Genomic DNA, 11,553 nt, shown 5'->3' with positions numbered 1-11,553 from the left:
GTGCTTTCTCGACATTTCCGCGAGCCATGAGGCGCGCGGCACGATCATCGATGTCGTCCGGCGTACCGCCGAGGTCTGCTTCATGCCGGTCACCGTCGGCGGCGGGGTGCGCAGCGCCGAGGATGCGCGCGCGCTGCTGCTTGCTGGTGCCGACAAGGTCGCGGTCAACAGCGCGGCGGTGTCGCGGCCCGAGGTCGTCGCCGACATCGCCGAGCGCTTCGGCAGCCAGTGCATCGTTGCCTCGATCGACGCGCGCCGCCGCGCCGACGGCCAGGGCTGGGAAATCTTCACCCATGGCGGACGCAAGGAAACCGGCATCGACGCGATCGAGCACGCATTGAACCTGACACGGCTCGGGGCAGGCGAGTTGCTCGTCACCTCGATGGACCGCGACGGCACGCGCGACGGCTATGATCTCGAGCTCATCCGCACGATAGCCGACCAGGTCGACATCCCCGTTGTGGCCAGCGGAGGCGTGGGACATATCGGCCATCTGGTCGAAGGCGTGACGAAGGGTCATGCCAGCGCGGTGCTGGCGGCATCGATCTTCCATTTTGGCGAAGCCAGCATCGCCGATGCCCATCGCGCGCTGGCCGAAGCCGGATTGCCTGCGCGATCGCACTGATTTTACAGCTTTTGCAGCCAGCCGGTTGTCGGTGGGCTTGACACTTGCGCCCGTTGCGGGTGGGGCATTAACCAGTGGATGCGCCTGTTTCCGGGCGCTTGCGACATCTGGCAAAGCGCTTGCTTAACCATCAGGCATGAAGTGTCTCGGAATGAAACCCGGCAAAAGTGAAAGGTTGAAGGTCGTGCGCCGCATCGCCGTCATCCTGCCTGGCATGGCCTTGGCCACGCCGCTGGAGGCCGGTCCGCTGAGCCGGATCACGCTCGACGGGCTGACCCGCGCCGAGGGCATCCGCAGCTGGATCGAGATTACCGAGCCGGGCAGCGTCGGGTTGCTGTGCATGGGCATTATCGGCCTGCTGGTCGGGCGCTGGGCGGCCGGTCGCAACCGCAAGGGCCCGCCAAAGCGCTGAGCGCGCTTGACGCACGCCCGCCTCCGTCGCAGAGCGTCGAAATATGGCAGACCCGATCATCGCACGGCTCGAAGCCGTCATCGCAGAGCGCCGCAAGGCCTCGCCCGACAGCAGCTATGTCGCCAAGCTGTCCGTGCGCGGCCGCCCGCGGATCGCTCAGAAGATCGGCGAGGAAGCGGTCGAGGCGGTGATCGCCGCGATCCAGGGCGACGGCAAGGGCGTCGTCAGCGAGAGCGCCGACCTGATCTTCCACTTGCTCGTGCTGCTCGCCGATATGGGTCTGTCCTGGGCCGACGTGCTTGCCGAGCTCGATGCGCGCGAAGGCACGTCCGGCATTGCCGAAAAGCTCTCTCGCCCCAAGGAGTGACCATCATGCCGATCGATCCGACCCAGCCTTATGACGACCAGAACATCTTCGCCAAGATCCTGCGCGGCGAAATTCCCTGCACCAAGGTGCACGAGGATGACCACATCCTCGCCTTCAAGGACATCAACCCGCAGGCGCCGACGCATGTGCTGGTGATCCCCAAGGCCCCGTTTGTCAGCTGGGACGATTTTTCTGCGCGCGGTACCGACGAGCAGATCGCGGCGTTCGTCCGCGGCGTCGGCGAGGTGGCGCGGATGCTCGGCCTGGTCGAGCCGGGTTACCGGCTGCTCGCCAATATCGGGCTCGATGCGCATCAGGAGGTGCCGCACCTGCACGTGCACCTGTTCGCCGGAAAGCCGCTCGGTCCGATGCTGATGCGCGGCTGACATCGCCTCTTCTCAAGCCTGTGCCATGGGTCTAATCTGGCTCAAGCGGGCGTGAGGGAGGATCAAGATGCTGCGATCTCTGGCCGTGCTGTGCGCCGCCTGGTGCATGACCGCACCCGCCCTGGCCCAAACCAGTGTTCCATGCGAGACGATGCTCGGTGACCTGTGGGGTGAGACGGAGCCGCAAGCCGGTACTGCCACCGTGGACGGCACCACATTGCGCAGCCCGGCGGAGCTGGCCAAGGCAGTCGGCAAGGGCGCGATCGTTCAGGGCGGCAAGTTCGCCGGTTGGGATTTTCGTCGGCTCTCACTCACCAACGCGTGCTTTGTCGAGGCTGACCTGCAGCGCAGCCAATGGGATGACGCGCGCGCGCCTGGCATTGGCTTCATCAAGTCCAACCTGACAGGTGCCTCGCTCGCCGGCATCAAGGCTCCCGGCATCCTGCTTCGCGACGCCAATCTTTCCGATGTCCAGGCGACCAAGGCCGATTTCAGCGGTGGGAAGCTGGAGGGAGGCTGGTTCGAAGGGAGCATCGATGGCCTGAACCTTGATGGCGCGAACCTTTCCCGCTTCGATTTTTCGTGCGGCATCACGCTGTCTGATGGTTGCCCGCTTTATGGCAGCGACAAGCTGATGTCGGCGCGTGGAGCCAACCTCACGCGGGCGAAGCTCAGCAGCTTTCATCGCTACGGGCTGAGGGATATCGCGCTGGAAGATGCCATGCTCGATCGGACCGAGATATCGCCGGCGCAGCTCGCAAGCCTGAAGGGCCTGGTGATCAGTCACCCTCTCGTGCTCGTAGGAGGTGACAACCGGCTGGAGCTGACAGCTGCAGAGGCACAATCCCTGACGGACGATATCGCCATGGCCGACCCGGCAGTGCGTGATCCGTCCTTTGACTGCAGCAAGGCAACCAGTGTTGCCGAAAGGACGATCTGCCTGCCCGACAATCGCGATCTGGCCGATGCCGACCGGCTGCTCGCGCGCACTTTTGCCGAAGCGCGAAAGGCGAACCCGGGCATTGTCGCAGAACAGCGGCAATGGCTCAAGCAGCGCGACGGCTGCATGAGCGAGGAGTTTCCTTCGGACTGCCTGCGCAATGCCTATGCCAAGCGGCAGGGGCAATTGCTGGGAGCGCTGGGCGAGGGCAACTGGCTCAAGCCCGGCGAGGCAGCGCTGTTCATCGATGACGAACTGCCGGTCAGCGAGGCGATGCGGCGGTCACAGCTGTTCGCGCGGCTGGCACCGCTGCTGGCACAGGCATCGATGGGCTATGCCTATGTCGAGCGGCAGGTCGACGGTCGTTATGACGCGAACGGGGAGTCGATCGGGGCCAATGCGCATACCTGCACCCTGGGCGCGAGCGGGCTGAACCTTGATCCGTTGACCGGCTGGTACAGCGTTCGAGACAGCGAGAGCAACCGCCAGGTTCGGGTGGTACAGATCGACGGCGACTGGCTGCGCGTGTTCGCGGATGGCCATCCCTATGGAGAGGACGCCGAAGGCTCGGCCGATTATGCCAGCTGCGGTGCGCGCGCGGCGTTCGGCCCCATGCGGCGTATCGCGCTGCCTGCGGATATCCTCAAAACCTATGCCGAGCGGGCCGCGAGCGGGCAATGACCGGCCCGCGATGCGACAGATGGGTTACAACCCGGTTGCCACCGCGTGAAAAGCCGCTAATCCTGTGCGCCACAGGGGGATAACCCCGGGACGCAACCGGCTGGCTACAGGCCCGCCAAGGGTGGGAAATCAAGAACATCATGAAATTTGCGCGTGTCAAACCGCTGGACGCCATTCTGGCGACAGCCAAGAAGAAGTCGCTGCATCCGACCCTGGGTTGGTTTCAGCTGACCCTGTTCGGCATCGGCTGCGTGATCGGCACCGGTATTTTCGTGCTGACCTCGGCCGGCGCCCAGAAGGCGGGTCCCGGCCTGATGCTGGCCTTTGCGATTGCGGGCCTGATCTGCATCGTCGCGGCGCTCTGCTATGCCGAAATTGCCGCGATGATCCCCGTCGCAGGCTCCGCCTATACCTATACCTATTCGGTCATGGGCGAACTGCTCGCCTGGACGGTCGGATGGGCCCTTGTCCTCGAATATGCGGTCGCGGCGAGCGCGGTGTCGGTCGGGTGGTCCGGCTATTTCACCGGAACCATATTGAACGAGTTCTTCGGCATAACGCTGCCGACCTATCTCACCGCAGGCCCGCTCTGGCTGGGCGGTGCACCGGGTGGCTTCGTCAACCTGCCCGCGATCGTCATCGCATTGCTGGTGACATGGCTGCTGATGATCGGCACCAGTGAATCGGCCAAGGTCAACGCCGTGCTGGTTGCGATCAAGGTGACCGCGCTGACCGCGTTCATCGTGCTGACCGTTCCCAAGACCGACATGGCGAACTTCAACCCGTTCCTGCCCGCCGGCGTTTTCGGTGGTTTCGGATCGGGCATCGGTGCAGTGGGCGCCGCTGCGACCATCTTCTTCGCCTATGTCGGCTTCGATGCAGTTTCCACCGCAGCCGAGGAAACCAAGAACCCGCAACGCAACGTTCCGATCGGCCTGATCGGCAGCCTGGGTTTCTGCACCATTTTCTACATTCTCGTCGCCGCCGGTGCCGTCGGCACCATCGGTGGTCAGCCGATCCTCGGACCCAATGGCATTCCGTTCCCCGCAGGTTCGGAAGAGCTCGCACGCCAGTGCGCGCTGCCGCAATATGCCGACATGCTGGTCTGCTCGAACGAGGCGCTGGCGCACGTGCTGCGCGAGATCGGCTTCGGCGCGGTCGGCAACATGCTGGGCATCGCCGCATTCGTGGCGCTGCCTTCGGTGATCCTGATCCTGCTGTTCGGCCAGACGCGCATCTTCTTCGTGATGGCGCGTGACGGCCTGCTGCCCGAAGGCCTTTCGAAGATCCACCCCAAGTGGAAGACGCCCTATGTGGTGACCGCCATTACCGGCGGCATCGTCGCCTTTGCAGCGGCCTTCCTGCCGGTCGGCCAGCTCGCCGATATCGCCAATGCCGGGACGCTCTATGCGTTCATGATGGTGGCGATCGCGGTGATGATGCTGCGCAAGACCGATCCGAACCGCGAGCGCCTGTTCCGCACGCCGATGCTCTGGCTGGTCGGACCTGCTACGATCGCAGGCTGTATCTTCCTGTTCCTCAACCTGCCGTTCGAGGCGATGATCGTGCTGCCCGCCTGGGGTGCGATCGGCATGGTGATCTATTACCTCTATGGCTACAAGGCGAGCCATCTGGGCAAGGGCATCGTCGAGGTGCCCGAGGATGATCCGGGCGTCGTCTCGCATTGATGCAAACGAAAACCCCGGCGTGACCCGCCGGGGTTTTTCTTTGGGCTCGGACGTGCAGCCTTACATCGGCGATTTGGGGCAGGTCCCCGGGCGGCGGAACAGCCTGCCTTTTTCCGCCCACAGGATCACGACCAGCGCCGCGACGCCGCAGCTGAAAAAGCCCAGGGCCATGGGCAGCGTCGTGCCGTCGAAGGCCTGGCCGACAAGCGCGCCGATGCCAGCGCCGAGCACGGTGCGAAATGCCATCTGGAACGACGAGGCCGCTCCCGCCATCGCGCCGAAGGGCTCCATGGCGATGGAGCTGAAATTCGCGCCGATGAAACCGACCATCGCCATGTTGAGCGCGACGATCACCAGAAACAGAGCCATCGGCTCTCCCGGCAACTTGGCGGCGGCAATCTGCAGCAGCGACAGGACGAGAAATGCCATCAGTGCCGAATGCGACACCCGCCGCGCGCCGAAACGCTCGACGATGCGGCTGTTGAAGAAGTTCGATACCGCCATCGCGCCTGCGACTGCGGCAAAGGCATAGGGGAAGATGGCTTCGGCATCGAACACGTCGGCAAAGACCTGTTGCGAACTGTTGAGAAAGCCGAACATGGCCCCCACCAGCAGACCGGCACCGGCAACATAGCCAAAGCCCTGGCGGTTGAAGATCACCTGGAACCAGGTGCTGCCGATCGTGTCGAGCCGGATGGGGATGACATTTTCGGGACGCAGCGTCTCGGGCAGGCGCAACCAGACCCAGACGCCCACTGCAGTGCCCATCGCCGACAGCAGGATGAAGATGAACTGCCATTGCGCGAAATAGAGGATCAGCTGTCCGACGGTCGGCGCGAGCACCGGCACCGCCATGAACACGATGAAGATGATCGACATGAAGCTGGCCATCCGGTCGCCCGAGAAGATGTCGCGGATGACCGATACCACCAGCACGCCCATGGCTGCAGCTGCAAAGCCCTGGGCAAAGCGCAGCAGAAGCAATGTCTGGAAATCGGGCGCAAAGGCACAGGCCCCGCCGAAAATGACGTAGAAGACCAAGGAGCCGAGCAGCACCGGCTTGCGGCCGACCTGGTCGCCAATCGGGCCGTAGAACAGCGATCCGATGCCCATGCCCATCAGATAGCTGCTGATCACGAACTGCCGGTCATTGGCGCTCGCGACATCGAAGGCAGCGCCCAGCGCGGGAAAGGCCGGGAGGATCGAATCGATCGCCAGCGCATTGAGCGCCATCAGCGCCGCCATCATCGCCACCAGTTCGCGCGTGCCCATCGGGAAGGAGCCGGTTTCGGTAGATGGTGCAGGAGTGGCCATGTCCAGGGTCTTTTCATTGTGCATTGCACCATAATGGGCTTCGGGACGATGATTGCCAACCGCGCGAGCGATTTCTATTTTGCCTCAACCCATGGAAGGCCCCGCCGATCCCCCTTTGCGAAAGATCATCCATATCGACATGGATGCCTTTTTCGCGAGCGTGGAGCAGCGCGACAATCCGGCGCTGCGCGGGCTTCCCGTGGCGGTGGGTGGCTCGTCGCGGCGCGGGGTGGTGGCAGCGGCCAGCTATGAGGCAAGGGCCTTTGGCGTGCGATCGGCCATGCCATCGGTGACCGCACAGCGACGATGCCCGGACCTGATATTCGTCAAGCCGCGCTTCGATGTCTATCAATCCGTCTCGCGCCAGATCCGCGATATCTTCGCGAAGCACACCGATCAGATCGAACCGCTCTCACTCGACGAGGCCTATCTCGACGTCACCGCGAACAAGCAGGCGATCGCTTCGGCCACCCATATTGCCGAGATGATCCGCGCCGACATTGCCCGGGAGACCGGGCTCACCGCGAGCGCCGGCGTGTCGTACAACAAGTTCATCGCCAAGCTCGCGAGTGACCAGAACAAGCCCGACGGCCTGTGCGTCATCCGCCCCGAACAGGGGCCGGGCTTCGTCGCCGCATTGCCGGTCAAGCGCTTCCACGGGGTCGGCCCGCGAACCGCCGAGAAAATGGCGGCGCTGGGCATCGTCACCGGCGCGGACCTGGCGGCCAAGTCGGAACAATGGCTGCTTCAGCATTTCGGCAGCTGGGGCAGCTATCTGCACGGCGCGGCGCGCGGGATTGACAATCGCCCGGTGCGTCCTGACCGTATCCGCAAGTCGATCGGCGGCGAACGGACCTATGGCGAGGATATCTGGACCGAAGATGGTTTGCGCGCCGCGCTCGAGAATGTCGCCGATATCGTCTGGGAGCGGGTCGAGCGCGCTGAGGGGCAGGGCAGGACGGTTACGCTCAAGGCAAGGTTCGCCGATTTCCACACCATCACACGCGCGCGCACGCTCACGCAGCCGGTCGAGGGCAGGGCCATGTTCGGGCAGATCGGTCAGGCGCTGATCGACCAGATCCTGCCGTTGCACAATGGCGTGCGCCTTCTGGGACTCACCCTATCGGGCCTGTCGCGCGCGGGAGACGAGGATCCGCAGGATGAGCGCCAGCCCGAACTCCCCTTCGTCTGATCACCATTCGTCCGAGGGGGGCAGCCCATCACGTATCTCGATGACCCTGCGCCGCGAAGCATCGGTCAGAGCATCTGGCAGCGCATCGAGCGGGAAGAACCGGGCTTCGAGCAATTCGCCGGCATCGGGCATCGGGTCGTCGCGGGTTTCGCCGACAATGACGGTGATATGATCGGGGAAGCCTTCGCTGTTCGAGATGAAATCGCCGTGCACATACACGTTGTCGAGACGGCATCCGGTCTCCTCAAACGCCTCGCGGATCCCCGCTGCCAGAACCGTCTCCTTCCGCCCGACGCCGCCGCCTGGCAGCATGAACCGGTCGGTGGCGAAATAGCTGTGCCGGATCAGCAGAACCTCGCGGCCCCGCAGCACCACCGCCTTGACGCCGCGCGTCTTGATCTGGAACACACGCCGCAAGAACAGCCGCACCCGGTGCGCGACGATATAGGCGATACGGAGCGGGGTCATGCCGCCGCTCCGAACCTCAAACGTCCAGATTGGCGACGTTCAGCGCATTTTCCTGGATGAAATCGCGGCGCGGCTCGACGACATCGCCCATCAGCTGGGTGAACACCTCGTCCGTCACATCGGCATCCTCGACCTTCACCTGCAGCAGCGAACGGTGGTTGGGGTCGAGCGTGGTTTCCCACAGCTGCTCGGCATTCATCTCACCCAGGCCCTTGTAGCGCTGCACCGCCAGTCCCTTGCGCCCCGCGGCCAGAATGGCGTCGAGCAGTGCGGACGGGCGGTTGATGACGAGGCCGGTGGCGACCACCGCTTCTTCGGCATCGTCCTCGCCCGTCTCGGCGATCGAAGCTGCGGCCGAGCTGGCCTTTACCAGGCGGCTCGGGTTCAGATAGACATCCGCGAACTCGCCCGCCACGCGGTGCAGCTTGCGCGCCTCGGCGCTGTTAAGGAAGGCGAGATCGACGACATGATGGTCGGTCACGCCGCGCCAGAAGCGTTGCAGGTGATAGCCGCCCTCAGCCGAAATCTCGCCCTGCCAGCGCGCTTCGGGATCGGCGCCGCCCATCCACTGCGCGGCTTTCTCGACCGCTGCCTGGCGGTCGCCCTGCGGCATGTCCGGCGTCAGCGCGCCGGCCAGCGCCAGCCCCTCGACGATCAGCGGATCGTAGCGCCGCGGGATATAGGTCATCAGGCTCTTCATCCGGCGGGCATGCTCGATCAGCTCGCGCAGGTCCTCGCCGCCGCGCGCGCCACCAATGGTTTCGAGCACCCGGCCCTGAAGCCCCGCATCGACCAGATACTGGTCGAGCGCGTCATTGTCCTTCAGGTACACCTCGCTCTTGCCCTTGCTCACCTTGTAGAGCGGCGGCTGCGCGATGTACAAATGCCCGGCACGGATGATCTCCGGGATCTGCCGATGGAAGAAGGTCAGCAGCAGCGTGCGGATATGCGCGCCGTCGACGTCTGCGTCGGTCATGATGACGATCTTGTGATAGCGCAGCTTCTCGAGGTTGAAATCGTCGCGGATGCCGGTGCCCATCGCCTGGATCAGCGTGCCGACCTCCTTGGACGAGATGATCCGGTCGAAGCGCGCGCGCTCGACGTTCAGGATCTTGCCGCGCAGCGGAAGGATCGCCTGATAATGGCGGTCGCGGCCCTGCTTGGCCGATCCGCCTGCCGAGTCACCCTCGACGAGGAACAGTTCGGACTTGGCAGGATCGCGCTCCTGACAGTCGGCGAGCTTGCCGGGCAACGAGGCGATGTCCATCGCGCCCTTGCGCCGCGTCAGCTCGCGCGCCTTGCGCGCGGCTTCGCGTGCGGCGGCGGCATCGATGATCTTGGCGACGATCGCCTTGGCGTGCGCCGGGTTCTCCTCGAGCCATTCGGCCATCTTGTCGGCCATCAGGCTCTCGAGCGGCTGGCGCACCTCGGAGCTGACCAGCTTGTCCTTGGTCTGCGAGCTGAACTTGGGATCGGGCAGCTTGACCGAGACGATCGCGGTCAGACCCTCGCGCATGTCATCGCCGGTGAGCGAGACCTTTTCCTTCTTCAGCAGCCCCGACTTTTCCGCATAGCCATTGAGCGTACGGGTCAGCGCCGCGCGGAACGCGGCCAAGTGCGTGCCGCCGTCGCGCTGCGGGATGTTGTTGGTAAAGCACAGGACATTTTCGTAATAGCTGTCATTCCATTCGAGCGCGACGTCGATGGTGACATCGTCGCGCGAGCCCGAAATCGCGATCGGATCGGGCATCAGCGGCTGCTTGTTGCGGTCGAGCCATTTCACGAACGCGGCGATGCCACCTTCGTAATAGAGGTCATGCTCCTTGGCCTCGGCATGGCGTTCGTCGCGCAGCACGATGCGCACGCCCGAGTTCAGGAACGCCAGCTCGCGATAGCGATGCTCGAGCTTCTCGAAATCATATTCCTGCACGTTCTTGAACGTGTCGCCAGAGAACAGGAAGGTGACCTGCGTGCCCTTCTTACCGTCGGGGGCAGGGCCCATCACCGCGAGCGGGGCTTCGGCATCGCCGTGGCGGAAGCGCATCCAGTGTTCCTGCCCGTCGCGCCAGATGCGCAGTTCGAGCCATTCGGACAGCGCGTTGACGACGCTGACGCCCACGCCGTGCAGACCGCCCGAAACCTTGTACGCATTGTCGTCGCTGGTATTCTCGAACTTTCCGCCCGCGTGCAGCTGGGTCATGATGACCTCGGCCGCCGAAATGCCCTCTTCGGGATGGATGCCGGTGGGGATGCCGCGGCCGTTATCCTCGACCGTGACCGAATTATCGGGGTTGAGCGTGATCAGCACGCGGTCGCAATGCCCGGCCAGTGCCTCGTCAATGGCATTGTCGGACACTTCGAACACCATGTGGTGCAGGCCCGAACCATCGTCGGTATCCCCGATATACATGCCGGGGCGCTTGCGTACGGCGTCGAGGCCCTTGAGAACCTTGATCGAGTCTGCGCCATAGCTGTTGGTGTTGGCGGGGTTCTGGTTGTTTTCGGTGGGGGTATTGCTGGTATCTGTCATGAATTTGCCATAGCCGCGCGCCCGCCGAAACCCAAGCATTACCGGTCGGTTTTGCACATATTTTCGATCATGCCCAGGCATGCATCTTTCCCGCATCCATGGGCTCGCCGCAGCTTGCTTGAATGCGGACTGCGAAGGCTTTAGCAAGAGACCATGAAAGCTGCCCTGCTGCCCCTCGCCATCGCCCTGACGCTTGCCGGTTGCGCCGATCCGGAGCCTGCGCAGAAGCGCGCTCCCGGCGGCGTGCAAGCGGGCGAGCGGCTCGATGCAGCCGAGCCCAGCCCGACCGCGCGCGCGGTCAATATCGGTGAGGGCGGAACGCGGTTCGCGGCTTGTCAGGGGCGGGGACGCGTCGGCAACCTGCGCGGCGGCAAGCTGGCAGTGCGCGATGCACCGTTCGACGACGCCAAGCAGATCGGCGAACTGACCGAAGACGCGCATGTGTTCATCTGCACCCGCAGCCTCGACCAGCAATGGCTGGGCGTGGTGGTGGCGAGCGAGGATGGGATGAAGCCTGTCGCGGCTACTCCGGCGCCTGCGGTGGGCAGCGAGCCGAGCAAAGTTGCGCCCACCACGCCGGCACCCGGCGTCGATTGCGGCGTCACCACTCCGGTGCGCGGCAAGCGCCCCTATGCCGGCCCGTGCCAGAGCGGCTGGGTGGAGAGCACCTTTGTCGCGGTGGTCGCGCGCTGAGCGCTTGACGCTTCCGATAGCCTCTTTCCTCTCGCGCAGGCTCTGGGCATAGTCCCGGACGACAGACGCCCTATGGCGCGCATGGAGAGGAATTCGCATGGATATTCGCGCGGAGCTTGAACAGGAATTCGGCAACTGGCCCGGCATCATCGCCGCCTGGGGCAGGGAGCGCCCCGATGCTCCCGCGCTCGATGACGGCCAGCGGCAGATCAACTGGGGAGCGCTTTCCGATCAGGTCGACCGCATCGCCGCGCAGC

11 protein-coding genes are annotated in these 11,553 nt (G+C 64.3%); 8 read left to right on the top strand and 3 right to left on the bottom strand.

Translation table 11 applies throughout. From position 1 onward, the window contains the following. From hisF to AX735_RS08070, 6 genes are all read left to right on the top strand, one after another. Window positions 1-625, top strand: a 625-nt coding sequence (gene hisF / locus AX735_RS08095; protein ID WP_066278406.1) for a HisA/HisF-related TIM barrel protein, incomplete at its 5' end; no start/stop codon positions are given. Between the two features lie 151 nt (window positions 626-776). Then, on the top strand, window positions 777-1,037 hold the full coding sequence (locus tag AX735_RS08090; protein ID WP_066278405.1) for a hypothetical protein: 261 nt from the start codon (window positions 777-779) through the stop codon (window positions 1,035-1,037). 43 nt (window positions 1,038-1,080) lie between these two features. Continuing rightward, a complete protein-coding gene (locus tag AX735_RS08085) occupies window positions 1,081-1,404 on the top strand; it encodes a phosphoribosyl-ATP diphosphatase (RefSeq protein ID WP_066278402.1) in 324 nt (107 codons plus the stop codon). Window positions 1,405-1,409: 5 nt separating this feature from the next. Beyond that, window positions 1,410-1,790, top strand: a complete 381-nt coding sequence (locus AX735_RS08080) for a histidine triad nucleotide-binding protein (protein ID WP_066278417.1) — start codon at window positions 1,410-1,412, stop codon at window positions 1,788-1,790. 67 nt (window positions 1,791-1,857) lie between these two features. Next, entirely contained in the window at window positions 1,858-3,411 is a 1,554-nt protein-coding gene (locus AX735_RS08075) for a pentapeptide repeat-containing protein (RefSeq protein WP_082751004.1), read from the top strand. Window positions 3,412-3,551: 140 nt separating this feature from the next. After that, window positions 3,552-5,099: an amino acid permease gene (locus AX735_RS08070; RefSeq protein WP_066278393.1), complete on the top strand. Its 1,548-nt coding sequence runs from the start codon at window positions 3,552-3,554 to the stop codon at window positions 5,097-5,099. A 60-nt stretch (window positions 5,100-5,159) separates the two neighbouring features. Here AX735_RS08070 and AX735_RS08065 read toward each other — a convergent pair whose 3' ends face one another. Beyond that, window positions 5,160-6,413, bottom strand: coding sequence for a multidrug effflux MFS transporter (locus AX735_RS08065; protein WP_066278415.1), 1,254 nt, complete (start codon window positions 6,411-6,413; stop codon window positions 5,160-5,162). A gap of 91 nt (window positions 6,414-6,504) precedes the next feature. On the opposite strand from AX735_RS08065, the gene dinB reads away from it, so the two are divergent. Next, the gene (gene dinB / locus AX735_RS08060) at window positions 6,505-7,605 is read left to right on the top strand and encodes a DNA polymerase IV (RefSeq protein WP_066278387.1); all 1,101 of its coding nucleotides are present in this window, start codon (window positions 6,505-6,507) and stop codon (window positions 7,603-7,605) included. Here dinB and AX735_RS08055 read toward each other — a convergent pair whose 3' ends face one another. Further along, window positions 7,606-8,073: an NUDIX domain-containing protein gene (locus AX735_RS08055; RefSeq protein ID WP_066278382.1), complete on the bottom strand. Its 468-nt coding sequence runs from the start codon at window positions 8,071-8,073 to the stop codon at window positions 7,606-7,608. Window positions 8,074-8,089: 16 nt separating this feature from the next. After that, window positions 8,090-10,603 (bottom strand): DNA topoisomerase (ATP-hydrolyzing) subunit B, encoded by a 2,514-nt coding sequence (gene gyrB / locus AX735_RS08050; protein WP_066278407.1) that lies wholly within the window; start codon window positions 10,601-10,603, stop codon window positions 8,090-8,092. A 153-nt stretch (window positions 10,604-10,756) separates the two neighbouring features. Here gyrB and AX735_RS08045 point away from each other — a divergent pair, with 153 nt between their 5' ends. Next, on the top strand, window positions 10,757-11,296 hold the full coding sequence (locus tag AX735_RS08045) for a hypothetical protein (protein ID WP_066278376.1): 540 nt from the start codon (window positions 10,757-10,759) through the stop codon (window positions 11,294-11,296). Window positions 11,297-11,553: the final 257 nt, after the last annotated feature.

The sequence above is a fragment of the Blastomonas sp. CCH1-A6 genome (assembly GCF_001556365.1).
In the GTDB taxonomy this organism is placed as follows: Bacteria; Pseudomonadota; Alphaproteobacteria; order Sphingomonadales; family Sphingomonadaceae; genus Blastomonas; species Blastomonas ursincola.
Note: the sequence above shows the minus strand (reverse complement) of the source record. Positions and strands in the feature narration are given on the sequence as shown.

Coding starts and splice junctions, on each gene's coding strand:
- AX735_RS08090 (WP_066278405.1), top strand. CDS start 777: ATGAAACCCGGCAAAAGTGAAAGGTTGAAGGTCGTGCGCCGCATCGCC.
- AX735_RS08085 (WP_066278402.1), top strand. CDS start 1,081: ATGGCAGACCCGATCATCGCACGGCTCGAAGCCGTCATCGCAGAGCGC.
- AX735_RS08080 (WP_066278417.1), top strand. CDS start 1,410: ATGCCGATCGATCCGACCCAGCCTTATGACGACCAGAACATCTTCGCC.
- AX735_RS08075 (WP_082751004.1), top strand. CDS start 1,858: ATGCTGCGATCTCTGGCCGTGCTGTGCGCCGCCTGGTGCATGACCGCA.
- AX735_RS08070 (WP_066278393.1), top strand. CDS start 3,552: ATGAAATTTGCGCGTGTCAAACCGCTGGACGCCATTCTGGCGACAGCC.
- AX735_RS08065 (WP_066278415.1), bottom strand. CDS start 6,413: ATGGCCACTCCTGCACCATCTACCGAAACCGGCTCCTTCCCGATGGGC.
- dinB (WP_066278387.1), top strand. CDS start 6,505: ATGGAAGGCCCCGCCGATCCCCCTTTGCGAAAGATCATCCATATCGAC.
- AX735_RS08055 (WP_066278382.1), bottom strand. CDS start 8,073: ATGACCCCGCTCCGTATCGCCTATATCGTCGCGCACCGGGTGCGGCTG.
- gyrB (WP_066278407.1), bottom strand. CDS start 10,603: ATGACAGATACCAGCAATACCCCCACCGAAAACAACCAGAACCCCGCC.
- AX735_RS08045 (WP_066278376.1), top strand. CDS start 10,757: ATGAAAGCTGCCCTGCTGCCCCTCGCCATCGCCCTGACGCTTGCCGGT.